This is a genomic window from Actinoplanes sp. NPDC051405, assembly GCF_055586185.1.
Genome location: NZ_JBVJIR010000015.1, coordinates 159,334 through 185,115, shown reverse-complemented (window position 1 = coordinate 185,115; position 25,782 = coordinate 159,334). Strand labels below are relative to the sequence as shown.

Here is a 25,782-nt window from a genome sequence, read left to right as displayed (position 1 = left end):
TTATTGATCGCCATTTCGGGGTACCGCCCGCCCCCGGCCGCGCCGGCGGGCCGGCAGCATCAGCGCGATGCGGTCGAGCAGGGTCTCCAGCGCCTCCTCGAAGTCCGCGGCCGAGTGATCCTGCGACAGGTGCGGCTCCAGGCGCCGCAGCGTCGGGTACGCGCTCAGGTCGTGCACCGGGGCCACCTCCGGCTCCTCCACCGGGCCGGTCTCGACGCCGAGGGCGGAGACCTCCAGCAGCAGGTGGCCGAGCAGGAAACTGCTGAACGCCCGGTACACCGCGGCGGCGTCCTCGTCGGAGAAGCCGGCGGCCGTCATGACCCGCAGCAGCGACTCGATCCCGCGCAGGCTGCGCAGCGGGGGCCGGACCCAGGGGGCCGCCGCCGGCCGGGTGGCCACGAGCGGGAACACCTCGGGGTGGGCCAGCGCGATCTGCCGCAGTCCGTGGGCCAGCCGCTGCAGGTAGTCGACCCAGCCGGCCGGCGCCGCCAGGCCCAGGTCGGGATCTCCGTACAGCTCGTCCACGACGGACTCGACCACCGCGTCCAGCAAGGCTTCCCGGCCGGGCAGGTGGCGGTACAGCGCCATGCCCTCGACGCCGAGGTAAGCCCCGAGGCGCCGCATGGTCAGCTCGCGCAGGCCGCGCTCGTCGATGAAACGCACCGCGGCCTGCACGATGCGTTGCTGATCGAGCCCCGTCTCGCTGTTCCGCATGGACCCTCCGACCCGTACGCCGCACAGCCGGATGAAGTGTGTCACGTCGCCCCGCCGGGTTCCGCGGGTAGCGCCGCACGAAGGGGTAGAAAGGACCCGATGCCCGAGCTCAGTCACCGCCGCCGCCAGCTGGTGCTCGCGATCTGCTGCCTGAGCCTGTTCATCGTCGGCCTGGACGTCACGATCGTGAACATGGCGCTGCCCTCGCTGCGGGCCGATCTGGACGCGTCCGTCTCCTCGCTGCAGTGGGTGCTGGACGCGTACACGCTGGTGCTGGCGAGCCTGCTGATCCTGTCCGGCTCGACCGCCGACCGGGTGGGCCGGCGGCGCACGTTCCAGACCGGGCTGGCGCTGTTCACCGCCGGGTCGCTGCTGTGCAGCGTGGCGCCGGGGCTGGGCTGGCTGATCGTGTTCCGGATGGTGCAGGCGGTCGGCGGCTCGATGCTGAACCCGGTCGCCATGTCGATCATCACGAACACGTTCACCGAGCCCCGCGAGCGCGCCCGGGCCATCGGCGTCTGGGGCGGGGTGGTCGGGCTGAGCATGGCGCTGGGGCCGGTGCTGGGCGGTCTGCTGGTGGCCGGGCTGGGCTGGCGGTCGATCTTCTGGATCAACGTGCCGGTCGGGGTGGCCGCGATCGTGCTGGCCGCGCTGTACGTCCCCGAGTCGCGGGCCGAGCACCCGCGCCGCATCGACCCGGTGGGTCAGGTGCTCGTGCTGCTCGTCCTGGCCTCGGTCACCTTCGGCATCATCGAGGGCCCGAACGCCGGCTGGGGCTCGCCGCTGATCGTGGGGTGCTTCGTGCTGGGGGTCGTGGCGCTGATCTCGCTGCTGGCGTACGAGTCGCGCCGCACCGAGCCGCTGCTGGATCCGCGGTTCTTCCGCAGCGTGCCGTTCTCCGGCGCGACCGTCATCGCGGTCTGCGCCTTCGGCGCGCTCGGCGGCTTCCTGTTCCTCAACTCGCTGTATCTGCAGGAGGTGCGCAGCCTGTCGGCGCTGCACGCGGGCCTGTACACGTTGCCGATGGCGGCACTGACCGCGGTGATCGCGCCGCTGTCGGGCCGCATGGTCGGCGCCCGCGGTCCCCGGCTGCCGCTGATCCTGGCCGGCTCGGCGATCGCGCTGGCGATGCTGCCGCTCACCCGGCTCACCGCCGACACCCCGGTCTGGCTGCTGTTCAGCGCGTACGCGATGTTCGGTTTCGGCTTCGGCATGGTGAACGCGCCGATCACCAACACGGCCGTCTCCGGCATGCCCCGCGCCCAGGCGGGTGTCGCCGCGGCGATCGCCTCGACCAGCCGTCAGGTCGGCGCCGCGCTCGGCGTGGCCGTCGTCGGCGCCGCGGTGGTCTCCGGCCTCAGCGGCCGGGCGGCGCGGCAATTCGCCGAGGCGAGCCGCACCGGGTGGTGGATCCTGTTCGGCTGCGGCCTGGCCGTCCTCGCCCTGGGCCTGGCGACCACCGGCCGCCGCGCCCGGGCCACCGCCGCCCCCGTCGAAAGCCCGGTGCCCGTCTTATGAGTGCTCTGCTGGACATCCGCCGTATCTACGTCGAGCCCGAGGCCGCCGCCCTGCCTCGCGGCAAGGAGATCCTGGCGCGCTTCCCGGAGGCCGAACGCGTCGAGGTGGAGAGCCACCACCGCATCCCCGAGCTGTACGGCGACGAGACCAACGTCGACCGCTGGGTCCGGATCAAGCGCGAGGCCCTGGTGCTGGGCGTCAAGAAGTCGCTGGCCGCCCGCCCCAACGGCCGCTCGGCGGACTTCATCGCCCCGTCCACGGCCAACGGCTGCGCGATGGCGTGCGCCTACTGCTACGTGCCGCGCCGCAAGGGATACAGCAACCCCATCACCGTCTTCGCCAACATCGACAAGATCCAGGGGTACGTGCAGCGCCACGTGAGCCGTCAGGGCGTGAAGCCGGCGCCGAACGAATGCGACCCGCACGCCTGGGTCTACGACATCGGCGAGAACTCGGACTGCTCGCTCGACGCCCGGATCAGTGACAACGTGCGGGACCTGGTCGAGCTGTTCCGCTGGCTGCCCACGGCCAAGGCCAGCTTCGCCACCAAGCACGTCAACCGGGACCTGCTGGAGTGGGATCCGCAGGGTCGCACCCGGATCCGCTTCTCGCTGATGCCCGCGCGCGACGCCAAGCTGCTCGACATCCGCACCAGCCCGGTCGCCGAGCGGATCGCCGCGATCGACGACTTCGTCGCGGCCGGCTACGAGGTGCACGTCAACTTCAGCCCGGTCGTGGTGCGCGACGGCTGGCTCGAGGACTGGGCGGGCCTGCTCGACGAGCTCGACGGGGGCATCGGCCCGGCGGCCAAGGCCCAGCTCGCCGCCGAGGTCATCTTCCTGACCCACAACAAGGACCTGCACGAGGTCAACCTGGGCTGGCACCCGAAGGCCGAGGAGCTGCTCTGGCGCCCGGAGCTGCAGCAGGTGAAGCGCTCCGAGAACGGCGCCCTGAACGTGCGCTACCGCACCGGCGACAAGGGACGCTACGTCGCCGCCCTCACCGACCTGATCGCCGCCCGGACCCCGTATTGTCGGATCCGTTATGCCTTCTGAACGGACCGGGCCTTCTGACCTGCCCGCCATGATCGGGACCTTCGACGAGGCGGCCGCGAGCTACGACAGCGTGGGCGTCGACTTCTTCACGCCGATGGGCGCCGAACTGGTGCGCCGCGCCGCGATCCGGCCCGGTGAGCACGTCCTCGACGTCGGCTGTGGACGCGGTGCGGTGCTGCTGAGCGCCGCCGCCGCGGCGGGGCCGGCGGGCCGGGTCGTCGGCATCGACCTGGCGCCGTCGATGGTCGAGCTGACCGCGGCCGCGACCGCGCACCTGCCGGGCGTGACGGTGCAGGTCGGCGACGCGCAGCAGCCGGCGTTCGGGCCCGGCACCTTCGACGTCGTCACGGCCGGGCTGGTGCTGTTCTTCCTGCCGGATCCGCCAGCGGCGGTGGCGGCCTACCGGGAGCTGCTGCGTCCCGGTGGCCGGCTGGCGTTCAGTTCGTTCGCCGAGTTCGACCCGCGCTACGAGCGCGCCATGAAAGCGCTGGCCGCGCACACCGGGACGCCGCAACGGCGCGAGCCGGCCCCGGGCATGTTCGGCTCCGAGGAGTCGCTGCGCGCGGCGCTGAGCGGCTGGTCCCGGATCCGGATCACCGAGTTCACCCAGGTGAGCCGCTTCGCCGGGATCGAGCAGTGGCTGACCTGGGTCGCGTCGCACGGCGGCCGGGCCGTCCTCGCCGCGGTCCCGGCCGAGCGCCTGCCGGCGGCGACCTCCGCGGCCGAGGGCGAGCTGGCCGGCGCCCGCACCGACGACGGCATCATCCACCTCACCACCACCATCCGCGTCGTGGTGGCCGATCGTTGAGTGAGCCGGCCGGTCCCGCCCTGGTCGTGGTCAGCGGGCCACCCGGCAGCGGCAAGACCACCCTGGCCCACGCGCTGGCCCGCGAGCTCGGCTGCCCGGCGATCTGCCGCGACGAGATCCGCGAGGGTGTGGTGCGGGCCGGGACACCCGATCCCGGCATGCTGCACACCCTGGCGACGTTCTTCGATGTCCTGGCCCTGCTGGTGCGGGCCGGCGTGACGACGGTGGCCGAGGCGGCGTTCCAGGACCGGTTGTGGCAGCCCGGGCTGGCGCCGCTGACCGGCCTGGCCCGGATCCGGGTCATACGCTGCTCAGTCACGCCGCGACCGCGCGCACCCGGATCACCGACCGCCTCCGGACCACGGCGAACCGGGCGGCCCACGACGACGCCGGCCTGCTGCGCCGGATGGACGCCGGCGAGGCGACCTGGGAGCCGATCAGCCTGCCGGTGCCGACGCTGACGGTGGACACCACCGACGGCTACTCCCCCGGCCTCCGCGAAATCGTCGCCTTCACTTCTTGACATCGCCGCGCCCAGCGGTACTCTCAACCTATCGGTTGATAAACCGACTAGTTGATAAGCCAGGTGGTTGAGCATGATGACGGCCGACCCGATCAGCGGCGTCTTCGCCGCCCTCGCCGACCCGACCCGCAGGGCGATCCTCGCCCGGCTGGCCCGCGGCGAGGCGACGGTCAACGAACTCGCGGAGCCCTTCCCGATCAGCCTGCAGGCGATCTCGAAGCACCTGAACGTGCTCGAGCGCGCCGGCCTGATCGCCCGGACCCGCGAGGCCCAATGGCGGCGCTGCCGGATCGAACCCGCCCCGCTGCGCGACATCGCGGGCTGGGTCGAGCAGTACCGGCGCCTCTGGGAAGAGCGCTACGACACGCTCGGCGGATACCTGGACGACCTGCAGAAGGAGCAGTCATGAGCACCATCACCGTCAGCACCCCCACCCCGACCGAACTGGTCATGAGCCGCACGTTCGACGCCCCGAAGGCGCTCGTCTTCGCCGCGCACACCGAGGCCGAGCACCTGCGCCACTGGTGGGGCCGCGGCAACCCGCTCGACGTGTCGATCGACTTCCGGGTCGGCGGCAAGTGGCGCTTCGTGGAGACGTCCGACGGCAAGGAGCACGCCTTCCGCGGCGAGTTCCGGGAGATCTCGGCGCCGGACTCCTACACCTGGACCTTCGAGTACGAGCCGATGGCCGGCCACGTGCTGGTGGAGAAGTTCGTCTTCACCGAGGAGGACGGCAAGACCACGGTGACCGCGTCGAGCACCTTCGACTCGCAGGAGGACCGCGACGGCATGCTGCAGTCGGGCATGGAGGCCGGGGCGAACCAGAGCTACGCGGCGCTGGACGCGTACCTGCTGAAGGTCGGTTGATCCTGGGTACACGAAAAAGGGCCGCCCGATGGGCGGCCCTTTTTCGATGGTCGAGGAGATCAGCCGATCAGCGTCGGGATCTTCTCGAACAGCTGCGTCGTGAAAGTGACCATCTCGTGCAACATCCAGTTGCCCGAGAACAGGATCGCCGCGCCCACGCCCACCGCCTTCGGGACGAACGACAGCGTCGCCTCCTGGATCTGGGTCACCGACTGGAACAACGAGATCGCGAAACCGATCAGCAGCGCGGTCAACAGCACCGGCGCGCACATCTTCGCGGCGATGGTCATGGCCTGCAGCCCCAGCTCAACGATCTGCGTGTCCGTCATGCCATCCCCTTCGGGCTTCCGCCGAAGCCAGGGAGCGCAGAACGGGCGCGCGACGGTTGCCGTTCGGTTCGCGCTCACACCGCCTAACGCGTCCTAGGAAGATAGGTCAAACGCCGGAAGGGAAGGTCGCCGGTTCGTGCGTGGCAACGGTCGCCGGGCGCAGCGGGCGGACCGCCTGGGTCTCGCCCAGCGTGTTCTCGCCGTGTCTCGTCCATGTGCCGGTCGCGGACGTTCCACGAGCGCGGGCCGCCGTGCACCATCGCCCGGTAGTAGTGCTCCGCACCCACGACCACCTCGGCGTTCTGCCACGCGGCGAACTCACCCGCCGCGGCCGCCGCCCGCTCGCGCAGCCGCACGAGCAGGTCCACGACCTCGTTCTCGCAGGTCGCCGACACGAACCGGGTGGCCCACGCGTACGACTGCGGGTCCTCGGCGAACGCTGCGGTCCACCCGGGCGCAGTCGGACCAGTCCCCTTCGACCGCCACGAACGGGAAATCCTTCTCCTCGATCAGCCGGCGGGTGAGCGCCGCCCGCCAGGTGTGGAACTCGTGGCTGCCGTGGCTGGCCTCGCCCAGCAGCACGACCCGGCCGGGCCGGCCCGTTCGACCAGCTCGTCGAGGTCACCGGGGTCCCGCAGCGGGGTCGCCAGGGATGCCACTTCGTCGCCGTACCGCGCCGTGAGCCGCCGCCTACCGGCCCGGATGCCGTTCATACGTCTGACTCCTGGCCTCAGCGCAGCGACTCCGCGACCGTGCGCGCCTCCTCCAGGCCGGCGAAGCCCTCCAGGCGGTAGGTGAGCTCCCCGCTGGTCCAGATCAGCGTGGGACCGGCCAGCCGGGCGGTCTCGACGCGCTCGACGCCGTCCCGCCCGACGTAGGTCACCGGATGCGGCTGCGGCAGCCAGATCGCGTCCGCGCCCGCCACGCCGGTCCACCGGGCCTCGGGAGCGGACTTGAAGAAGAACGGGCTGACCCGGCCGTCGAACTCGTCGAGCCGGACCGCGCCGCCGCGGTAGATCAGCGTGACCACCCGGGGCGCGCCGGACGGATCCGGGTCGCCCAGTTCCACCCGCTCGGGCGCGCCGAGCTGGTCCGGTACCCGCACCGGGAACAGCGCCACGCGCCGGGCGGTGTCGAGGCTCCCGGTGCGCACCGACGGCAGCGGGCTCGGGTCGGCGGGCAGGCCACGGGGGGCGGGCTCCTGGCGTACCTCGATCCCCGCGATCCGCAGCAGCCCGCCGACCGCGTCGACGACCGCCGCGCGGGCCGGGGCGATCCCGGCGACCAGCGCGATCAGCGCGGCCACGACGGCCACGATCCACCGGCGGCCCGGCTGCGGCCGCAGCGTGACGGACGGAAACCGACGGCGGCGGGGCGCGGGCTGCGCTAGCCGGGCCCGCACGGCGGCCCGCTGATCGGCGGCATCCGGTACGTCGAGATGGGTCGCGAGCGTCCGCAGTTCCCGGGCGAGGTCGTCGAGGTCGTCAGGCACCGGGCACCCCCTGCCCCACGAGGCGGCCGCGCAGTTTGGTCAGCGCCCGCGACGTCCGCGACTTCACCGTGCCCTTGGGCAGGCCCAGGGTCTGCGCCGTCTCCGCCTCCGACAGGTCCAGCAGGAACCGGCAGACCAGCACCTCCTGGTCCCGCGCGTCGAGCAGGCGGATCTGCTCGACCAGGTGACGCCGGCGCTCACCCTCGAGGACCGACTCGGCCGGATCCGGCTCGGCCGCCTCCGGATGCTCGCGGGCGGCGGCGCGCAGCACCAGGCCGTCCCGCCGGCGGCGGGACCGGTGCAGGTTGCGGGTCTCGTTGGCGACGATGGCCAGCAGCCACGGCCGGAACCCGGACCGGCCCTGGTAGTGAGCGAGCTGCCGGTACGCCTTCACGAACGCCTCCTGCACCACGTCGTCGGCGTCGGCCCCCGCACCGAGCAGGACGGCGGCCCGGTGCGCGGGCGTGGTGTAACGGACGACGAGGACCTCGTACGCGTCCACGTCGCCGGTGCGGGCACGCGCCACGGCTGCCGCATCGTCCAGTTCGGTCACCATCACCTCCTCGACACCGCACGCCGGGGAAAGGTTCCCGGGAACCCGAGGAGCACCTCGCGGTGTCGACAGGACATGACGACCCGGCGGGATCTTCTCATCATCGCGGGCGGCGCCGCCCTGCTGTCCGGTTGCCGCGACGAGCCGCGGCGCGCTGTGTCCGTACCGGATGTGGTGGTCGCCGGGACCCGCAAAGGCCTGGTGGTGCTCGGCGGGCCGCATCCGCGCCGCCTCGGCCGGGAGGCGGTGACCAGCGCCGACGGCGCGATCGCGGGCGCGCTCGGCCGTGACGACGCCGGCCGGCCGACCCTGATCCGGCTGGACCCGGCGACCGGCGAGCTGGGCCTCCCGCTGCCGCTGGCCCCGGGCTGGCTCCCCCGGGTGATCACCGCCGACGGCGCGAACTGCGCGCTGACCCGCGCGGCCGCGGCGGCCCGCCCGGCGGCCCGGGCCCGGACGACGATCATGGTGCTTTCCGGTACGGGACAACGCGAGTACGACCTCAGCGGCGTGGTCGAACCGGACGCGTTCACCCAGGACGCCACCGGCCTGTTCGTGCTGGAGTGGCTGCCGGCCACCGCACCGGACCACTACCGGGTACGCCGGCTCGACCTCGCCACGGGCTCGCTGGAGCCGCTGCTGACCCGGGACAAGTCATCGGTGCCGGCCGGCGCCGAGGAAGAGATGCGCGGCGACGGCCGGCAGGCGGTGCTCTCCCCGGACCGGCAGCTCCTGTACACGCTCTACACCCACCAGCCCGGCCACCTGCACACCCGTGACCTGCTGGCCGGGCGCTCCGGCGGCGTCCACGCGTTCGTGCACGTGCTGCACCTGGCCCAGGGCTGGGCGTACTGCCTGGACCTGCCGGACCCGTTCGGCCAGGGTCCGGCCGAGGGGCACGCACTGGCGGTGAGCGCGGACGGGCAGCGCCTGGCGATCGCCCACGCCATGGCCGGCGTGGTGCTGTACGCCGACACCACCGCGCTGGCGATCGAGGGCACCGCCGCGGTGCCGGCCGTGGCGGGCGCGGCGAGCCTGGCCTTCGCCCCCGACGAGCAACGGCTGCTGGTCGGCGCCGGGACCACGGTGACCGTGCTGAAGCCGGGCGGCACGGTGCGAGCGGGCTGGACCGTGCCGGCACCGGTCCGCGGGCTCGGGGTCAGCAAGGACGCGTCCCGGATCTATGTGGGCGGTGCCGACGAGGTGCTGTGGCTGGACGCGGCCACCGGCGGGGTGCGGGGGCGGGCGCCGGTCAGCGGGCTGACCGAGCTGCGGCACGTCCGGTAGGCGCGGTCCCGCGGTCACCCGCCGGTGTCCGGGCCCTGCGAAGGGGCCTCGGAGCGGGGGCGGGCACCGGTCGGTGACCGCGGGACGGGCGACAAGGCTGCGGGTTTCTGCGAGGGTGACCGTATGTCCCTCTACGAGGCTGCCGGGGGCGCCCCGGCGATGCTCGCGCTGGCCACCGACTTCCACGCCCGCTGCCTGGCCGACCCGCAGCTGGAACACCCCTTCTCGCACCAGGGCAATCCCGAGCACGTGCAGCGCCTCGCGGACTACTGGGGTGAGGTGTTCGGCGGCCCGCCCGTCTACTCGCAGTCCTACGGCGGGCACTCCGGCATGCTCGGCATCCACGCCAACCAGGGTGCCGAGACGGAGCTCGGCGACCGGTTCGTGGCGTGCTTCGTGGCCGCCCTGGACGGCGCGCACCTTCCGGCGGATCCGGAACTGCGCGCCGCCCTGAGCGGCTACATCCGCTGGGCCACCGACGAGGTCATGACGTACTCCCCCGCCGGCGCCCGGGTCCCGGCGGCGCTGGCCACGCCGCGCTGGGACTTCGACGGGTTACGACGCTGAGCAGGTGACCGCCGGGGCCGGTGCCGGTCCCGTGCCGACGAAGCCGAACGTGGCGCTCGCTCCGGGGGCCAGGGCGCCGTTGTGGGCGGCGTTGCGGACCGTCGCGGTCGAGCCGGACGTGGTCAGCGTGCCGTTCCACAGCGAGGACACCGCCGTACCCGCCGGGTTGGTCCAGGTGGCCGTCCAGGCGCGGGTGGCCGCCGTACCGGTGTTCTTGATCGTGACCTCACCCTGGAAGCCGCCGGACCAGGCACCCGTCTGGCTGTAGGTGGCCGTACAGGCGCCGGACGGCACCGGCGGGGTGGACACCGTGGGCGAGACCGACGCCGACGGGGAGGCCGAGCCGGTGGGGTCGGTGCCGCCGCCGTACCGGGCGGCCAGGCTGATGCCGGTGGTGCTGCCCGCGCCGCCCAGCGGGACCTGGTGGTCCAGGCTGACGAACTTGCCGCCGTACTGCCACAGGGCCGGCTTGAGCAGGGCGTACTTCTGCTCGTCCCAGGTCTTCCAGTCGTCGAGCAGCAGCCCGCCGGTGTCGCCGGAGTTGGGGTTGAGCACCCAGAACGTCTGGTGCAGGCGCTTCTCCACGATCAGGTCCCGCAGGGCGGTCATCCACTTGTCCTGCCGCGGGTCCTGGCCCAGCCGGCCACCCCACTCGCCGACCAGCAGCGGCGCGGTGCCCGAGTCGTGCACGTAGAGCCAGTTCGGCGTCCACACGTCGGTGGTCAGCGAGGCCTTGTCGAACGCCTTCTGGAACCACGGCTGGTCGAACACCAGCGGCCCGTAGTCGTGCGGCGAGTAGACCAGTTGGTCCTGGTTGGCGCCCAGGTTGATCGGGTGCTCGGCGACGCCGCGCAGGTTGCCGCCCCACCAGGTGTTGTGGAAGTTGGAGCTGAGGTCCGGGTTGGTGTTCGGCGAGGACCAGGTCGAGCCGGCCTTCGGGTACACCTGGATGCCCTCGACCAGCACCAGCACCTTGGGGTTGATCGCCAGGATCCGCTTGGCCGCGGTCTCGGCCACGTACTTCCAGTTGTCGGCGTCGGTGGAGCTGTCCCACTTGGCGCGGACAGTCTCGTTCTGCGCGCCGTGCGGCTCGTTCTTGATGTCCATCGCGACCAGCGTGTCGTCGCTCTTGTAGCGCGCGGTCACCCACTCCCACGCCTGGTAGAAGTTCTCCGTGGTGATGGTGCCCTTCCACCACACCGGGTGGTTGTGGCCGGAGTTGTCGGCCTCGGCGCTGTGCACGTCGAGCAGGACCTTCATGCCGTACTGGCGGCAGAGCGCCAGGAACGCGTCGAAGACCTGCAGGGTGGTCTTGCCGGTCAGCTCCGGATTGGCGTACGTGTTGACGCCGGAGGCCACGGCGGCCTGCCCGGCCTTCCACTCCAGCAGCAGCTGGGTCGAGATCGGCACCCGGACGATGTTGATGCCGCGGTCGGCCATGGACCTGGTGACCTCGGTGAGGTTGGCCGACCAGAGCCCGTGGAAGACGCGCTCACCGGCGTTGAAGCCGAACCAGTTGGTCCCGGTGAGCCAGACCGGGTTGCCGGCTTCGTCGACGATCTGGTTGCCGCTGACGTGCAACCAGTCCTCGGCCGGGGCGGCTGCCGCGGCCGAGGAGGTGCCGGTGCTGGCGAACCACAGCAGCGGGGCGGCGAGGACCGCCGCCGCGGCTGCGGCGAGACGCCGTTTGGATCGGGTCGAGAACATGCGCGGGTTCCTCCGAGGGGGACGACGAGGATGGTGGGAGCGCTCCCACGCACAGCATGGAACATCGACGAAACCAAATCCAGTGTTTCGCGGTCACAAAACCTTCCGGAGCGCTGCCGCCTGTCCACTCAGGTGAGCCCGCCGGGCTGGGCTCGGGGCCAGGGCGGACGCGGCATCGTAGGCGGCAGCGGCGTGGCCGGCCCGCCCGAGGCGGCGCAGCAGGTCGGCCCGGGTGGCCTGAAATGCGTAGTAGTCCCCGAGCGCCAGCGCTTCCACGAGGTCGAGGGCAACCTGCGCGCCGTGGACCTCGGCGACGGCGATGGCCCGGTTCAACGCCACCACCGGGGCCGGGGCGAGCGCCAGCAGCTGGTCGTAGAGAGCCAGGATCCGGGCCCAATCGGTCGAGGCGAACGCGGGGGCATCGGTGTGCACGGCGTTGATCGCGGCCTGGAGCCGGAACGGCCCGGGCCGGTCCCGGCGCAGGCAGTCGCGGACCAGCGCGTGGCCCTCGGCGATCAGGGCGCGGTCCCAGCGGGACCGGTCCTGGTCCCGCAGCATCACGAGGCTGCCGTCGGCGGTCGTCCGGGACCGGAACCGCGACTCGGTGAGCAGCAGCAGCGCCAGCAGGCCGACGAATTTCCCGGTCCGTTACAGCTGGGCCTCGCGGAACAGTTCGAGGGTCGGCTCGAGCTGGGAGTGCAGCGGGGCCGGCAGGGCGGTGGGGTCGAACCAGCCCAGTTCGTCGAACTTGTGCGGTTCGCCGATCGCCACGGTGGCCGGGTCGACGCGGACCGCGAAGACCACCGCGACCCAGTGCGACAGCGGTTCCGTGCGGACCACGTTGCGGACGCCGAGCAGGCTGATCTCCTGCGGCTCGGTCGCGTACTCCTCCTTGACCTCGCGGGTCACCGCCGCCTCGAAGGTCTCGCCGAACTCCAGCGCGCCCGCCCCCGTGTCCCAGGTCCCGGGTTCGTCGCGGGCGCCGGCGGAACGCCGGGCGAGCAGGATCCGGCCGGCACCGTCGTGGCAGATGAAGACGCAGGAGACGCGTGGTTCACGGGACATGGCCGTGCATTCTGCCGGATCCGGCTCAGCCGCAGGCGAGCCGGGCGGCGGCCCAGTCGGCGTGGTCGTTGCCGTTGCCGTTGCCGCCGTCGGTGACCCGCAGCTCCAGGCTCCGCACCCCGGTCACGTCGACGTCCAGGCGCTGGGCGGGGGCCGCGCCGGTGAGCACGCCCGTCCGGGCCAGCCGGGTGCCGTCGCCCCAGACCTCGAACGTCACCGAACCCGCACTGCCCGTCTCGTCGTCGACGCCCACGTCGGCGCGCAACCGGGTGCAGTCGCCACCGAGCTCGACCTGGACAGTGGACGCCGCGTGCACGCCTACGCCCTTGGGGTAGACGGTGTCGGCGATGGTCAGCGGGTTGCCGTCGGTAGCGCCCTGTTCGCCGTTGCTGCGGTCCTTCTCGGCCGGGCCCCAGCCGTTCACCGGGGCGGTGAACGGGCGGTCGCTGAGCCAGACGTAACCCGCGGGCAGCGGCGCCTCAGTGGTCGCGGTCGCCGTGGTGGTCGAGGCGAAGCCGTCCGGGGTGGTGGACTCGGCGGTCGCGGTGAGCCGGTACGTGCCGATGTCGGTGTCCGCCGGGGCGGTGACGGTGAACGTGGCCGTCTCGCGTTCGTCGACGGCGCCCAGGTCCACCGAGGCCGGTTGCACGGTCCAGCCCTCGGGCGCGCTCAGCCGTACCGTCGCGTCCCGCAGACCCGCCGCGCAGCGCGCCGCGACCTGGACCTGCACCGGTTCGGCCGCGCCGGGCTCGATCCGGCCGTCCGTGGTGACCGTCAGCTCCGGCGGGCACGGCGCCGGCACGTCGGCGTCCGGGACGCCGTCCGCGGCGACCTCGGCGCGGGTGAGCGGGCGCAGCACCAGCTCGTGCGAGTACGGCTGGGTGGGCGAGAGCCGGTACGGCGCCAGTACCGAGTTGGGCGTCTCCCCCATCCCGGTCTCGCCGGCCTCCGCGTGCAGCGTGACCCAGTCCTTGTTGCGTACCAGCGGCAGCTGATGGTCGTACTCGGCGCGGTCCAGGTCGTCGTAGGCGGTCACGCTGACGTCGGAGGTGCCGCCGACCAGCAGCCCGCCGCGCTTGTCGTGCAGGCTGGCCCAGCGGGTGTCGGTGTGGTTGCCGTACGCCTGTGGCCGCGAGTACCGCACGTACTCCTTCTCGACCGTGCTGCGGTAGACGCCCATCGGGGCCCCGCTGCGCCGGTCGTTGTAGGACTCCTGCGGGCCGCGCCCGTAGTAGGCGAAGCGCTGCATCGAGTCGGGCACCCGCAGCGAGATGCCGACCCGCGGCAGGTACGGCAGCGCGCCCACCCGCGAGCCCTTGGCGGCGACGTCCTGGCGCAGCGTGACAGTGCCCCGCCGGTCGATCCGGTACGTCAGCGTCTGGTCGAACGACAGCAACGCCTCGGTGCCGGGGCCGGCCGCGACACTGCGCACCTCGACCACCACAGCGTCGGCCTCGGTCCGGGTCCGCACCCCGGTGACCGTGGTCCGCAGCCGGTCCAGGCCGGTCTCGTGCCAGATCCGCCGGTCGTCGGTGCCCCAGTCGTAGGTCTCGTTGCTGGTCGGCGGCCGGTACACGTCCAGCTGGGGCCCGCCGCGCAGCAGTTCCCGGCCGGCCGCGCGCATCGAGCTGAGCGAGCCGTCGTCGAAGCGGTAGGCGAAGTCCCGGCCGGACACGGTGACGGTGTCGCCGCTGGTGGCCACGGCGGGGGCGCCGGGCACGGGGAGCGGGAGGATGCCCGGCACCGCGCGGCCGCCGACGGCGAACTGGTCGTACCCGACGATCCAGCCGCGGCGGGCCCAGGCGGTGTCCCGGTTGCTGGCCGCGGTCACGGTGAGGAAGCGTTCCCGGTCGGCGGGATCGGCCGGCAGCGGCCCGGGATCCAGCTCGGCGGTCTGTCCCGGGGCGAGCCGGATGCGCCGGCTGCCGGAGCGCAGCACGTCGCTCTGTTCCTTGACCTGCCAGCGCACGGTCAGGTCGAAGTCGCCGGCCTGCTGCTCGTTGTGCAGCCGGACCGTGCTGCCGGTGCGGGTGATCCGGACCGGGGCCTGGGCCCAGGCCATCTCGGCGGTCTCCGGCTGCACGTAGCGGTCCGAGCCGACCAGGCCGTCGGTGCCGGACAGGCTGATGCCCAGGCTCAGGAAGTCACCCCGGCGCTGGAAGCGGTCGAAGTTCAGGGCCAGCACCGCACCGGCGACCGGGTCCGCGCCCGCGGCGAGCTGGGCCGGGGTGAGAGCGGACGGGTAAACGCGGGCGTCGTCGATCAGGCCGCGGCCGAGCCGGATGCTCCACAGGTCGTTGTCCTGCTGGGTGTCGGCGTTGCGGCCCAGGTTGACCTCGAACAGGCCCGGGTCCACCGCACCCGTACGGGCAGTCGTCGCCTCCTCGGCACCGTCGATGTACAGCCGCAGAGCGGTGCCGTCGTAGACGCCGGTGACGCGGTGCCAGGCGCCGTACCAGCCGGCCGGTACGTCCGCCGCGGCCGTCGCCCAGCCGCCCGCGTCCACGCCGAACTCCAGGGTGTCGCGGTCGCGCATCTGCAGCGCGTACCCCTGGCCCTTGGTCAGGATCGGGAAGCTGCCGGCCCACTCGCCCGGCTTGACCCAGGCGTCCAGCGTCAGCGGACCGGTCAGGTCCAGCCGCTTGTCGCGGAAGACGTCCACGAAGTCGTCCAGGCTGGACAGGGCCACGGCCTGGCCGCGGCGGCCGGGGACCGGGCCGGGCTTGCCGACCAGGAACGTCTGGATGCCGTGGGCCGCGTCGGGGGTGGTGATCAGCGGCTGGCGCAGGTTCTGCTCGGCCCAGTCCCAGATGAAGCCGCCCTGCATCGCCGGGTACTTGCGGGCCAGCGCCCAGAACTGGTCGAAGTTGCCCAGCCCGTTGCCCATGGCGTGGGCGTACTCGCCCATCACGATCGGCTTGGTGCTGCTCAGGGTGCGGCTCTCCAGCCGGGCCGGGGTCGGGTAGCGGGGACCGTCCACGTCGGCGAACGGGGCGTCGCCGTCCGGGTTGTTGGACTGGTGGTAGAGCAGCCGGGTCGGCTCGTGGGCGTCGGCCCAGGCGGCCATCGCGTAGTGCGCGGCGCCCAGCCCGGCCTCGTTGCCGGTGTCCCAGAAGACGACACTCGGGTGGTTCTTGTCCCGGGCCACCATCGCCTGGGAGCGGTCGGCGAACGCGGCCTGCCACTCCGGACGGTCGGCCAGACAGTTCGACGGGCAGGTCTCGTGGCTGTGCGTCTCGATGTCCACCTCGTCGTCGACCCACAGGCCGTGCTCGTTCGCCAGGTCGTACAGGTAGGGGTCGGACGGGTAGTGCGAGGTGCGGACGGCGTTGAGGTGCAGCTTCTTCATCAGGAAGACGTCGTCGCGCTGGGCCTGCCGGGTCACGTGCCGGCCGGTGTCCGGATCCGTCTCCGCCCGGTTCACGCCCTTGATCAGGATGCGCGCGCCGTTGACCAGGATCTGCCGGTCGCGGACCTCGATCTCACGGAAGCCGACCGGCTGGGCCGTGGTGTGCAGGGCCCGCCCGTCCGGGCTGAGCAGTTGCAGCACCAGGGTGTAGAGGCTGGGCTCCGCCGCGCTCCACTTCGCCGGGTTGCTGATCGGCGCGGTCAGCGTCACCGCGCCATTGCTCGCCGCGGCGTTCATGGTGGTCACGGTCCGGCCGCGCCGGTCCTGCAGGGTGCCGCGCACGGTGAAGTCGCCGGGCGCGCCGGCGAGCTCGACCCGGGCGCTGAGCGTCGCATCCCGGTACGCCGCGTCCAGGTCGGTGGTGATGGTGGCGTCGCGCAGCCGGGTCCGGGCGAAGCGGTAGAGCCGCACGTCGCGGAAGATGCCGCTGTAACGCCACTGGTCGACGTCCTCGAGGTACGCGCCGCTGCCCCAGCGGTGCACCTGGACCGCGATGGTGTTGCGGCCCGGGCGCAGCCGCTCGGTGATGTCGAACTCGGCCGGGGTGTAGCCGCCCTGGTCGTAACCGACGTACCCGCCGTTCACCCAGACCAGGTAGTTGCTGGTCACGCCCTCGAAGCGGAGCAGGACCCGGTCGCTGTCGCGGGTCCAGTCCGCGGGCAGGTCGACCGTGCGCAGGTACGCCCCGGTCGGGTTCACGTCGCGCGGCACCTTCGGCGGGTCGTCCGGGGCGATGTCGGACGGGATGTTGCGGAACATCGGGTGGTCGATGAAGTCGGACTGCCAGGTGTGCGGCACCGAGACCGACGGCCAGCCGGACGCGTCGAAGCCGGCGCCGTGGAAGGCCGCGGGCACGTCGTCCGGCCGGTCGAAGATCTTGAGCCGCCACTGGCCGTTCAGCGAGGTGACGTTGGGGTCACGCGCGTCGTGCCTGGTCACGTCGGCCGCGGCGGCGCGGGCACTGGCGTACGGCCGGAGATCCGTGTGCGGCGCCTCCTGGCCCTCGCCGGTGAGCTGCGGGTCCTCCAGGTAGCGGTAGACGTCCGCCACCGTCTGCGGACCCTCCCCGGCCGGTGCCGCCGCGGCAGCCGCCGGCGGCGCCACCAGGGGCAGCACGAGAGCGACGGTGAGGGCGGCGCGCGGAATCCACGACGGGGCACGGCGCATCGGTCGCTCCTGACGGCTCGGGACGCAGGACAAGCCATTGAACCCTTTCAATGGCCTGCCCTCATGTCAACCGTCATCGGCGGCCGGTCGCACCCACCTTCGCGGGGCACGCGGCGCCGAAGGCGGCCCGCTCCCCGACGGTGTAGCGGCAGCCGAAGTCCGCCGCCGCCACGGTGCGCCGGTTCAGGATCGCGTCCCCGCCGGGGCGGTGGCCGCCGCGGACCCAGGTCACCAGATCGTCGAAGCCCTGGCGCAGCTCCGCCTGGGTGAAGTCGCAGTGCCCGACGCCCCGGATCGCCCGGGAGACGACCAGCTTCGCCCGGCCGTTCTGCAGTGCCCGGCGGGCGTACACCTGCTCCATCGAGAACGGTACGAACAGGTCACCGATGTCGTGCAGCGAGAGCACCGGCACCGGTGGCCGGCCGTCCACCCGCGGCACGCCGTCCAGGCCCCGGCTCGGCCGGGCGGTCGGCGCCACCCGCAGCACGTCGCGGTTGAGCTGCCACTCGGCCCGGGTGGGCAGGAGCCGGTCGGTGCTGCGGTAGAGCGTGAACCGGTTGTCCGTGAGGTTGCCCTCCGCGATGCCGGCGGTGCCGCCGGACAACCCCGGGTAAAGGCCGAAGATGAACGGCAGGTCCGCGGTGGGTGCCGAGGAGGGCGCCGCGTTCCAGTACGCGAACGACGCGGCGAAGCCCGGCCGCTCGCCCCCGCTGCGCCGCTCGACGACGTCCGCCCAGGTCCGGCCCGCCTCGGTGAGCACCGGCGGCCGGCCGGTCGTGACACCCAGGGCCGGCAGGATGCGCTTGACCTGCGCACGCCACCGGTCCGCGAAGCCGGCGTCCGGGGTCAGCGGGAAGTCGATGTCGACACCGGCGAGCGCGGCCGCGGTGACGTTGGAATCCAGGAAGTAGTCGAACAGCTCGGCGTCGCCCAGAACCCCGCAGACCGGCATCGCACCGACGAACGACCGCGGGTGCTCCTCGATCGCGACCGCGGTGATGTGCCCGCCCATCGAGGCGCCGGTCATGTAGACCGACCGGGCGCGCTGGGCGGTGACCTCGCGGAAGAGGTCGATCAGCGCGTACGAGTCGCGGACGCCCCGGCCCACGTCGTAGCCGTTGGTCTGGTAGCTGGAGGCGGCCCACGCGAAGCCCCGGGCGATGTAGTGCGCGCGCAGGGACGGGCTGTCGACGTACACAGTGGTGCCGGTGCCGCGGTAGCCGTGCGCGTAGACGACCAGCTGGCCGTTCCAGGCCCTGGGCACCTCGATCCGGTACGCCGCGCCTTCGCGGATGCCGGTGTGCACGACGGAGTCCGGCGTGGCGGTGAAGGGGGTGCCGTTCGGTTCGCAGGCCGGGTCGGCGACCAGGTAGCCGGGCTGGGTGGTACTGGCGACGGGCGCGGCGCAGGTGGGCGCGGCAGCCGACGCGGGGACGGCGAGCACACCGGCGATCAGGGCCGGCGCCACGGCGAGCGCGAATTGTTTCCGGCTGATTCTCACAGGGTTACCTCCGAGTAACACTCAAGAACGTGCCCGGGGTGATGTCAAGGCCGGTGATTTCACCGATGTGTCGCCGTGAGGTCCGGCCGAAGACTGACGCTCGTCGATCCCGTCCCACCCGAGGAGAGTCCGACGTGCAGTCACCCACCATCCCCGCCCGGTCCCGCCGGTTCTTCGCTACCGCAGCTGCGACGCTGGCTCTGATCGCCGGCTCGCTGACCGGTGCCACCAGCGCCCAGGCGGCCAGCCCGTACGAGCGCGGCCCGGCCCCGACCACGGCCATCCTGGACGCCAGCCGCGGGCCGTTCGCCACGGCTCAGCAGAGTGTCTCGAGGCTCAGCGTCTCCGGCTTCGGCGGCGGCGTCATCTACTACCCGACCAGCACCGCCGAGGGCACCTTCGGCGCGGTCGCCATCTCGCCCGGCTACACCGCGAGCTGGTCGAGCATCAGCTGGCTCGGGCCGCGGATCGCCTCGCACGGCTTCGTGGTCATCGGCATCGAGACCAACTCGACCCTCGACCAGCCCGCCTCCCGCGGCGACCAGCTGCTCGCGGCGCTGGACTACCTGACCCGCAGCAGCTCGGTGCGCACCCGCATCGACGCGAGCCGGCTCGCCGTGGCCGGGCACTCGATGGGCGGTGGCGGTTCCCTGGAGGCCGCCAAGGACCGGCCGTCGCTGCAGGCCGCGGTACCGCTGGCCCCGTGGAACCTGACCAAGTCCTGGTCCGGCCTGCGGGTGCCGACCCTGATCATCGGCGGCGAGAGCGACTCGATCGCGCCCGTCTCCTCGCACTCGATCCCGTTCTACACCAGCATCCCGTCGGCCACCGAGAAGGCGTACCTGGAACTCAACAACGCCAGCCACTTCTTCCCGCAGACGACCAACGACCCGACCGCCCGGCAGGCGGTGGCCTGGCTCAAGCGCTTCGTCGACGACGACACCCGCTACGACCAGTTCCTCTGCCCCGGCCCGAGCAGCTCGGCCATCTCCGACTACCGCAACACCTGCCCGCTGTCCTGATCAGGACCGGACCGGAGCCGGCGGGCGTCCCCCCCCGCCTCCGCACGCTCAGGTACGGACGAGTGCCAGGAGCTCGGCGGCGAACTCAGCCGGACGTTCGAGATGGGGTGAGTGACCACACTGGTCGTAGACGATCTCCCGGTAGCTGCCACCGCTTTCCGCGTATCGCTCCAGCACCGCGCGGATCTGGCCGACCATGGGCTGCGGCGGGCACGCGCCGGCGCCGGGCCAGTCCGGCACCGCGCCGACCGAGCCCAGGTACGCCCGGTCGAGCAGCGACGTGTCCGACACGATCACGTCCCGGTCGCCGCGAACCCAGACGATCGGTGGCTTCTGGGCAGCACCGACCAGGGCGTCAGCGACGTTGAAGTACGTGGGTGCCATGGCGTTGAGCACGCCCCGGTCACCCGGCCCGAACCACGGCCAGCTGTCGGCCGGCTTGCTGTCGCCCGGGTAGTTGTCCTCGCCGACGGCGGTGCTCAGCATCGCCTTGAGCAGAAGCTCCTCGTCGTCGCCGAGCGCCGCCGGGTCGGCCACGTACATGGAGCGCAGCACGGACAGAGGGCTGGTCCGGGCCTCGGCGCTGCGGTCGCCCGCCCTGAGGCGCTCCACGAAGTCGGGGTTGGCGCTGCCGCCCCCGGTGCCGGCGAAGTCCGCCGATGTCCGGGTGCCGTCAAGGTCGCGGGTGCCGCCGAAGCCGTACGGGCTCACCGGCGCCTCCAGCAGGACCGACGCGAACCGGCCCGGGTGATCGGCGAACAGCCGCATGACCACGCCGCCACCCATCGAGTGCCCAGCCGCCACCACGGGGCCGCGCCGGGGGAACAGGACGGTGTCGTCGAGCAGCACGGCCACGTCGTCGGCGAAGTCCCGCAGGCCCCGGGTGGCGTCCACCGGTGCCGCCTCGCTGCGGCCGTACCCGCGCAGGTGCGGGGCGACAACCCGGATGCCGTCCGGCAGCCGGCGGATCAGGGGCAGCCAGAACTCCGCGGACGAGCAGTTGCCGTGCACCAGCAGCACCGGCACGCCGTCGTCCGGTCCACCGACGAGCACGTCATAGGTGACGCCGCGGGCCTGGCGAAGCCACTCGATGTTCTCCATCGGCCGATCCTGGCACAGGCGCGCGATCCGGATCTGCCGCCGCCGGTACAGCTCGGGCCAGGTGCGCTTCTCCCCACCGGCACAGTTGCGCGACGAGTGGCACGAGAGTCCGGCCGTACGCCGAGATCGAGTAGGTGACGCGGGGCGGTACCTCCCGCGCGTCGTGCCGGTCGATGATGCCGTCGGCCACCAGTTCCTGCAGGTGCCGGATGAGCATGCGTTCGGTGATGTCCGGGATGCTGCGCCGAAGTTCCCCGGTGCGCATCGGCCCGTCGACCAGACGCCACAGGATCGTGCCCTTCCAGCGGCCCGCGATGACGCTCACCGCGGCGTCGACCGGACACTGTGCACTCTCGTGGGGACTCTGACTCATGTCTTCACCGTAGTTCAGCGCTGACAAAATTGTCAGTACTAGCGCGTTCTGCAGTGCCAGGGTCTCATGAGGTCATGAATCTGGTACTGGCCGTCGCCGCGCTCACCGTCGCGGGCGTCATGGTGGGCGTGGAGTTCAGCGTCGCCGTTTTCGTCAACCCCATCTTCGACCGGCTACCGGGCAACGGCGGTCTGGCCGGCCGGGCCGACGGCGGACGCGTGCTCGGCCGCGTCATGCCGGTCTGGTACACGGCGACACTCGTCCTCACCGTCGTGCTGGCCGTGAGCCACCGTCACGACCCAGGCCTGAGCGCTCTGGTCGGCGGGGCAGCACTGTTCGTGCTGAGCATCGTCATGTCCGTCGCCGTGCTGGTGCCCATCAACAACCGCGCGAAGAACTGGACGCCCGAACAGGCGCCGGACAACTGGCGTGAGCAGCAGGCCCGTTGGGATCGGTACCACTACGCGCGCGTCGCCGTCATCGTCACAGCCTTCGTCCTCGTCACGATCGGCGTCATCCAGAGCTCCTAGGCCGGCGCCCAGCCGTCAGAATCGAGCCATGCCGACCTATTCGGGCGCCGACGCCACGCCGCTGTCCTACGACGACACCGGCGGTGACGGTCCGCCGCTGGTCACCCTGGCCGGCGGCTCGGGCCGGCACCCCGCGTATCTGGGTGACCTGGCCGGGCTCGGCCGGCACCGGCGGCTGATCATCCCGCACCTGCGCGGGGTGGGCCGCTCGCCGCTGCCCGCCGACGTGACCCTCGGCTCGTTCTGGCAGCAGGCGGCCGACCTGGAACGGCTGCGGCTGCACCTGGGCGTCGAGCGGCTGCGGCTGCTGGGCCACTCGGCCGGGACCCGGCTGGCCGTCAGCTACGCCGCCCGGTACCCGGAGCGGGTCGGCTGCCTCGTGCTGGTCACGCCGCCGGTGACCTGGCTGCTCGACATGGCATCCGACGTCGCCGAGGTGAGCGAGCGCCGCCGCGGAGACGCGGTGTTCGAGGCGGCCCTGGCGGCGTCCCGGCAGGGGCTCACCCGGCGCGACGACGAGGGGTTCAACGACTTCATGACCCGGGTGGCACCGCTCGGCTACGCCACCTGGGGACCGGCGGAGCGGGCGCACGCCGACCTCGGCCGGTTCAGCTACGCCGCGAACCGGGCCTGGCCGGGCGTGGACCCACCGGCCGACCTCGCCGGCCGGCTGGCCGCCGTCACGGCGCCGGTGCTGGTCGTCGCCGGTGCCGAGGACGCCATCACGGGTTGCGCGCCGGCCGTCGCGCTGACGAAGCTGTTCGCGGACGGCACCGCGGAGGTGCTCGACCGGTGCGGGCACTACCCGTGGGTGGAGCAGCCCCAGGCGTTCCGGCGGGCCGTCGACGAGTTCCTGGACACGCGGGTGAAGGAGTGACATGGCGGGCTACCCCGGACTGATCAAGGCCACCGCCCGGCGGGTGGGCCTGCGTTCCGGCGAGGTGACCCGGGCGGCCGCCGGGCACCTGCACACCGGAGGGGAGCTGGCCGGGCTGGTCCGGCTGGAGCGGGACGCGCTGGACGCCTGGTTCGAGGAGGACGAGCAGGTGTTCGTCCATCCCCGGAACCCGTACGCGCGGGTGGACGCGCTGCGCTCGACCCGGCACGTGCGTGTCGAGCTCGACGGGGTACGGCTGGCCGAGTCCGCGACGCCGGTGATCGTCTTCGAGACCGGGCTGCCGCCGCGCTACTACCTGCCGCGGACCGCCGTGGACTTCACTGCTCTGGTGCCCAGCGAGACGGTCACCGCCTCCCCGTACAAGGGGCGCACAACGGGCTACTGGTCGGTGCGCGCGGGTGGCACGCTGCACGCCGACCTGCTGGACCGGCCGCGGACCCCGTTCTCCCCGGAGGAAAAATGATCCGGCGGATCAAGGCCTGCCTCAACGGCGGCCGGACCCGCGGCGAGCATCCGGCCGTCCCGGTGACCCCGGCCGAGCTGGCCGTGGCCGCGGCGCAGGCGGTGGCGGCCGGGGCCGAGGCGGTGCACGTGCACCCCCGGGACGCGGACGGTGCGGAGAGCCTCGACCCGGCCGACATCGGCGCGGCGGTGGCCGCCGTCCGGGCGAGCTGCCCCGGGACGCCCGTCGGGGTCTCCACCGGGCTGTGGATCACCGGCGGTGACGTCGCCCGGCGGCACGCCACCGTGGCCCGGTGGGCGGACCTCGGCGCTGACCAGCGGCCCGCGTTCGCGTCGGTCAACGTCGGCGAGGACGGTTTCGCCGAGCTGGTCACGCTGCTGCGGGGAGCCGGGGTGGGCGTCGAGGCGGGCGTCTGGTCACCACGGGACGCCGAGCGGCTGGACGGCGTACCGGTCGACCGGATCCTGATCGAGATCCTCGATACGCCCGCCGCGGACGCGGTGGCCGCGGCGGACGCCATCCTCGACCGGCTCGAGGTCACCGGACCGCGGCTGCTGCACGGTGAGCAGGACGCCTGCTGGCCGCTGATCGCCCACGCCGGGAGCCTCGGCCTGCCCACCCGCATCGGCCTCGAGGACACCCTGGTCACCGACGACGGCCGGCCCGCGACCGGCAACGCCGACCTGGTCCGGCGGGCGCTGCGGGTCTGGACCGCTCAGCGCGAGCGCAGATAGCGGCGCAGGTCCTGGGTCTCCCCCGTGGTCGGACGCACCGCCAGGATGCACGTGTCGTCGTCCGGATTGGCCTGCCGCAGCCGGCTGACCAGCTCCGCGAGCGGCTGCAGGGGCGCCGCGGCCACGGCCTCGTCGACGGTACGGATCACCGCGTCCAGCCCCTCGTCCAGGCTGCGGCAGCGGTACTCCACCAGCCCGTCGGTGTAGAGCAGCAGCAGGTCGCCGATCGCCAGCCGCAGCTCGGCGCACTCGTAGCTCGCGTCCTCCACCACCCCCAGCATCGGTCCGCTCGGACGCGGCAGCGGCCGGGTCCGCCCACCGCGGCTCAGCAACGGCGGCGGATGCCCGGCCTGCGCCCAGGTCAGCCGGCGCAGGGCCGGCTCGTAGCGGGCCACGATCGCGGTCGCCGCCGTCTCCGGCCGCTCCTGGTCCAGGTCACAGGTGATCCGGTTGAGGTGCCCGAGGAGCTCGGCCGGATCGGTGGTCGTCACCGCCAGGGCCCGCAGTGAGTACCGCAGCTGCGCCATGGTCGTCGCGGCCAGCGTGCCGTGCCCGGCCACGTCACCGATCGCCAGCAGCACCGAGCCGTCACGCAGCGCAGCCGCGTGGTACCAGTCGCCGCCGACCAGGCTCTCCTGGCCGGCCGGCAGGTACCGCACGGCCACCTTGATGCCGGGCAGCTCCACCGGGCGCTCCGGGATCGGCAGGATGATGTGCTGCAGCCGGGCCGCCAGCTCGTGCTCGGCGTGCAGGCTGCGGCGGTGCTCGGCGAGCTGCTGCTCGACGTCGGCCAGCCGGCGGGCGCTGTTCTCCCGGGCGGTGACGTCCTGCACGATGCCGTACAGCCGCAGTGGCCGGCCGGCGCCGTCACGGGTGGCGTCGGCGACCGTACGCAGGTGCTTGATCCGGCCCTTGATCCGGACCCGCAACGTCACGTCGACCCGCTCGCCGCGTTCGAAGGCCTCCGCCGCCGCCAGCCGCAGCGGGGCGTCCTCGGCCACGGCGAGCGCCTCGGTCTCCTCGGTGGACAGGGGGCCGAGGGCCGGGTCCCGTTCGTAGATCCGGTACAGCTGGGCCGACCACCGGACCTCGCCGCTGATCAGGTCCCATTCACCCCAGCCGAGGTTGCCGAGCTGCTCGGTGCCGGCGATCCGGTCACCCTCGTCCGGGCCGGCGCGGTGCCGCACCCAGGTCATGAACAGGCCGGAGCCGAGGCGGTGCGCCCGTACGGTGAAGCGGTGCTCGTCGACGGTGAACGGCCCGAGCTGCACCGGCTCGCCGGTGTCCAGCACCCGCTGGTAGGCCGCCCACCGGTCGCTGACCGGGGCGTGCGGGAACTGCTCGGCCAGCCGGGTGCCGACCAGCTGCCGGCCGCGGCGCCCGTCGGGCGTGGTCGCCTCCGGGGTGGCGGCGGCGTAGATCAGGTCGGCCAGCTCCCCGTCCTCGCCCCGTACCGGCGTGAGCAGCGCGGACTGCCCGGGCAGCAGATCCAGCACGGCCTGCACGACCGCCAGCCACGGCTCGACCGGGCGGACGTCGGCGCTCGCGCGCCGGGACGCGAGCAGCATCGAGCGCAGCGGCGGGCCCCGGTCGTCGGCGGGCTCCGGGATGTCCAGCATGCTGATCACCCCGGCCGCGACGTCGACCACGTCGCGGTTCTGCTCGGCGGCCATCTGCAGCAGGTGACGGTGGGCCTCCGAGAGCCGGCACCGGGTACGCCCGGCGAGCAGCCCCACAGCCCGGTCCATGGTGGCGCGTGAACCGTCGCCGGTGGCCGGACGCGCCACCGAACGCAGGTTCTCCATCGCCTCCAGGTACGCCTGCTGCCTGCCGCCCATACCGCTCCCACCTGCCGGAATTCACCACTACGGTTCCCTGCATACGCCAGCGCGGCGGGCCGCGTCATCCCCCGTTCACCTGCCACCGGGGTCGACCTGCGGCGCAGCGCGGCCGGGTCACCCGGAAGGACGACCGGGGCCCGGGGGCCGTCCGGTGGCGGGCCCCGGCCGCCCGGTTCCCGCAGGTCACCGAACGGACCGCGGCACCGGTCCGATGCGGTGCGGCGCCGCCGGTGCGATCCGGTGCGGTGATGCGCCGGA

Annotated in this window: 25 protein-coding genes and 1 pseudogene; 13 read left to right on the top strand and 13 right to left on the bottom strand. The window is 72.9% G+C overall.

What is annotated here, in order from left to right:
• On the bottom strand, positions 1-714 hold the full coding sequence (locus ACZ6S4_RS29990; RefSeq protein ID WP_465478120.1) for a TetR/AcrR family transcriptional regulator C-terminal domain-containing protein: 714 nt from the start codon (positions 712-714) through the stop codon (positions 1-3).
• Positions 715-813: 99 nt separating this feature from the next.
• On the opposite strand from ACZ6S4_RS29990, the gene ACZ6S4_RS29985 reads away from it, so the two are divergent.
• The 6 genes from ACZ6S4_RS29985 (at position 814) to ACZ6S4_RS29960 (ending at position 5,485) form a co-directional block, all read left to right on the top strand.
• Positions 814-2,232: a DHA2 family efflux MFS transporter permease subunit gene (locus tag ACZ6S4_RS29985; protein ID WP_465478119.1), complete on the top strand. Its 1,419-nt coding sequence runs from the start codon at positions 814-816 to the stop codon at positions 2,230-2,232.
• Positions 2,229-3,287 (top strand): spore photoproduct lyase family protein, encoded by a 1,059-nt coding sequence (locus ACZ6S4_RS29980; RefSeq protein ID WP_465478118.1) that lies wholly within the window; start codon positions 2,229-2,231, stop codon positions 3,285-3,287. Before ACZ6S4_RS29985 ends, ACZ6S4_RS29980 begins: the two co-directional genes overlap by 4 nt.
• 28 nt (positions 3,288-3,315) lie before the next feature.
• Positions 3,316-4,095, top strand: a complete 780-nt coding sequence (locus ACZ6S4_RS29975) for a class I SAM-dependent methyltransferase (RefSeq protein ID WP_465478117.1) — start codon at positions 3,316-3,318, stop codon at positions 4,093-4,095.
• A complete protein-coding gene (locus ACZ6S4_RS29970) occupies positions 4,092-4,556 on the top strand; it encodes an AAA family ATPase (RefSeq protein WP_465478116.1) in 465 nt (154 codons plus the stop codon). Before ACZ6S4_RS29975 ends, ACZ6S4_RS29970 begins: the two co-directional genes overlap by 4 nt.
• A 138-nt stretch (positions 4,557-4,694) precedes the next feature.
• Positions 4,695-5,027 carry an ArsR/SmtB family transcription factor gene (locus ACZ6S4_RS29965; protein ID WP_465478204.1) on the top strand — a complete coding sequence of 111 codons (333 nt, stop codon included), beginning with the start codon at positions 4,695-4,697 and terminating at the stop codon, positions 5,025-5,027.
• Positions 5,024-5,485, top strand: a complete 462-nt coding sequence (locus tag ACZ6S4_RS29960; RefSeq protein ID WP_465478115.1) for an SRPBCC family protein — start codon at positions 5,024-5,026, stop codon at positions 5,483-5,485. The genes ACZ6S4_RS29965 and ACZ6S4_RS29960 overlap by 4 nt, the downstream gene beginning before the upstream one ends.
• A gap of 59 nt (positions 5,486-5,544) precedes the next feature.
• Here the strand turns inward: ACZ6S4_RS29960 and fliQ are convergent, their stop codons facing one another.
• The 4 genes and pseudogenes from fliQ to ACZ6S4_RS29940 all read right to left on the bottom strand — a co-directional run bounded on the left by fliQ (position 5,545) and on the right by ACZ6S4_RS29940 (position 7,859).
• Entirely contained in the window at positions 5,545-5,814 is a 270-nt protein-coding gene (fliQ, locus tag ACZ6S4_RS29955; RefSeq protein ID WP_360542727.1) for a flagellar biosynthesis protein FliQ, read from the bottom strand.
• Positions 5,815-6,017: 203 nt separating this feature from the next.
• Positions 6,018-6,527 (bottom strand): annotated as a pseudogene (locus tag ACZ6S4_RS29950) (erythromycin esterase family protein); the annotation flags it as partial.
• Positions 6,528-6,544: 17 nt separating this feature from the next.
• Positions 6,545-7,306, bottom strand: a complete 762-nt coding sequence (locus ACZ6S4_RS29945) for a serine/threonine-protein kinase (protein ID WP_465478114.1) — start codon at positions 7,304-7,306, stop codon at positions 6,545-6,547.
• A complete protein-coding gene (locus ACZ6S4_RS29940; protein WP_433717327.1) occupies positions 7,299-7,859 on the bottom strand; it encodes an RNA polymerase sigma factor in 561 nt (186 codons plus the stop codon). The genes ACZ6S4_RS29945 and ACZ6S4_RS29940 overlap by 8 nt, the downstream gene beginning before the upstream one ends.
• A 75-nt stretch (positions 7,860-7,934) precedes the next feature.
• On the opposite strand from ACZ6S4_RS29940, the gene ACZ6S4_RS29935 reads away from it, so the two are divergent.
• Positions 7,935-9,146 carry a WD40 repeat domain-containing protein gene (locus tag ACZ6S4_RS29935; RefSeq protein ID WP_465478113.1) on the top strand — a complete coding sequence of 404 codons (1,212 nt, stop codon included), beginning with the start codon at positions 7,935-7,937 and terminating at the stop codon, positions 9,144-9,146.
• Positions 9,147-9,269: 123 nt separating this feature from the next.
• Entirely contained in the window at positions 9,270-9,713 is a 444-nt protein-coding gene (locus ACZ6S4_RS29930; protein WP_465478112.1) for a group II truncated hemoglobin, read from the top strand.
• Here the strand turns inward: ACZ6S4_RS29930 and ACZ6S4_RS29925 are convergent.
• The 5 genes from ACZ6S4_RS29925 to ACZ6S4_RS29905 all read right to left on the bottom strand — a co-directional run bounded on the left by ACZ6S4_RS29925 (position 9,702) and on the right by ACZ6S4_RS29905 (position 18,562).
• Positions 9,702-11,420 carry a cellulase family glycosylhydrolase gene (locus tag ACZ6S4_RS29925; protein ID WP_465478111.1) on the bottom strand — a complete coding sequence of 573 codons (1,719 nt, stop codon included), beginning with the start codon at positions 11,418-11,420 and terminating at the stop codon, positions 9,702-9,704. The two genes, ACZ6S4_RS29930 and ACZ6S4_RS29925, sit on opposite strands and share 12 nt — an antisense overlap.
• A gap of 93 nt (positions 11,421-11,513) precedes the next feature.
• Complete coding sequence (locus ACZ6S4_RS29920; protein WP_465478203.1) at positions 11,514-12,044, bottom strand: DUF6596 domain-containing protein; 531 nt, start codon at positions 12,042-12,044, stop codon at positions 11,514-11,516.
• Between the two features lie 24 nt (positions 12,045-12,068).
• Positions 12,069-12,485 (bottom strand): NUDIX domain-containing protein, encoded by a 417-nt coding sequence (locus ACZ6S4_RS29915; protein ID WP_465478110.1) that lies wholly within the window; start codon positions 12,483-12,485, stop codon positions 12,069-12,071.
• A gap of 25 nt (positions 12,486-12,510) precedes the next feature.
• Positions 12,511-17,061, bottom strand: coding sequence for a glycoside hydrolase family 2 TIM barrel-domain containing protein (locus ACZ6S4_RS29910; protein ID WP_465478109.1), 4,551 nt, complete (start codon positions 17,059-17,061; stop codon positions 12,511-12,513).
• Between the two features lie 73 nt (positions 17,062-17,134).
• Positions 17,135-18,562 carry an alpha/beta hydrolase family protein gene (locus ACZ6S4_RS29905; protein ID WP_465478108.1) on the bottom strand — a complete coding sequence of 476 codons (1,428 nt, stop codon included), beginning with the start codon at positions 18,560-18,562 and terminating at the stop codon, positions 17,135-17,137.
• A 134-nt stretch (positions 18,563-18,696) separates the two neighbouring features.
• Here ACZ6S4_RS29905 and ACZ6S4_RS29900 point away from each other — a divergent pair, with 134 nt between their 5' ends.
• Entirely contained in the window at positions 18,697-19,584 is an 888-nt protein-coding gene (locus tag ACZ6S4_RS29900; RefSeq protein WP_465478107.1) for an alpha/beta hydrolase family protein, read from the top strand.
• Positions 19,585-19,632: 48 nt separating this feature from the next.
• Here ACZ6S4_RS29900 and ACZ6S4_RS29895 read toward each other — a convergent pair whose 3' ends face one another.
• Together ACZ6S4_RS29895 and ACZ6S4_RS29890 are read right to left on the bottom strand one after the other, a co-directional pair.
• On the bottom strand, positions 19,633-20,685 hold the full coding sequence (locus ACZ6S4_RS29895) for an alpha/beta hydrolase (protein ID WP_465478106.1): 1,053 nt from the start codon (positions 20,683-20,685) through the stop codon (positions 19,633-19,635).
• Positions 20,639-21,010 carry a winged helix-turn-helix transcriptional regulator gene (locus tag ACZ6S4_RS29890; RefSeq protein WP_465478105.1) on the bottom strand — a complete coding sequence of 124 codons (372 nt, stop codon included), beginning with the start codon at positions 21,008-21,010 and terminating at the stop codon, positions 20,639-20,641. Before ACZ6S4_RS29890 ends, ACZ6S4_RS29895 begins: the two co-directional genes overlap by 47 nt.
• A gap of 122 nt (positions 21,011-21,132) precedes the next feature.
• Here ACZ6S4_RS29890 and ACZ6S4_RS29885 point away from each other — a divergent pair, with 122 nt between their 5' ends.
• Genes ACZ6S4_RS29885 through ACZ6S4_RS29870 form a run of 4 tightly spaced genes read left to right on the top strand, consistent with a single transcriptional unit; the run spans position 21,133 to position 23,683 of the window.
• Positions 21,133-21,588: an anthrone oxygenase family protein gene (locus ACZ6S4_RS29885; protein ID WP_465478104.1), complete on the top strand. Its 456-nt coding sequence runs from the start codon at positions 21,133-21,135 to the stop codon at positions 21,586-21,588.
• 28 nt (positions 21,589-21,616) lie between these two features.
• Positions 21,617-22,465, top strand: a complete 849-nt coding sequence (locus tag ACZ6S4_RS29880) for an alpha/beta fold hydrolase (RefSeq protein ID WP_465478103.1) — start codon at positions 21,617-21,619, stop codon at positions 22,463-22,465.
• A 1-nt stretch (position 22,466) separates the two neighbouring features.
• Positions 22,467-22,949, top strand: coding sequence for a DUF427 domain-containing protein (locus ACZ6S4_RS29875; protein WP_465478102.1), 483 nt, complete (start codon positions 22,467-22,469; stop codon positions 22,947-22,949).
• Positions 22,946-23,683 (top strand): 3-keto-5-aminohexanoate cleavage protein, encoded by a 738-nt coding sequence (locus ACZ6S4_RS29870; protein WP_465478101.1) that lies wholly within the window; start codon positions 22,946-22,948, stop codon positions 23,681-23,683. Before ACZ6S4_RS29875 ends, ACZ6S4_RS29870 begins: the two co-directional genes overlap by 4 nt.
• Here the strand turns inward: ACZ6S4_RS29870 and ACZ6S4_RS29865 are convergent.
• Positions 23,665-25,521, bottom strand: a complete 1,857-nt coding sequence (locus ACZ6S4_RS29865) for a SpoIIE family protein phosphatase (RefSeq protein ID WP_465478100.1) — start codon at positions 25,519-25,521, stop codon at positions 23,665-23,667. The two genes, ACZ6S4_RS29870 and ACZ6S4_RS29865, sit on opposite strands and share 19 nt — an antisense overlap.
• Positions 25,522-25,782 lie beyond the last annotated feature (261 nt).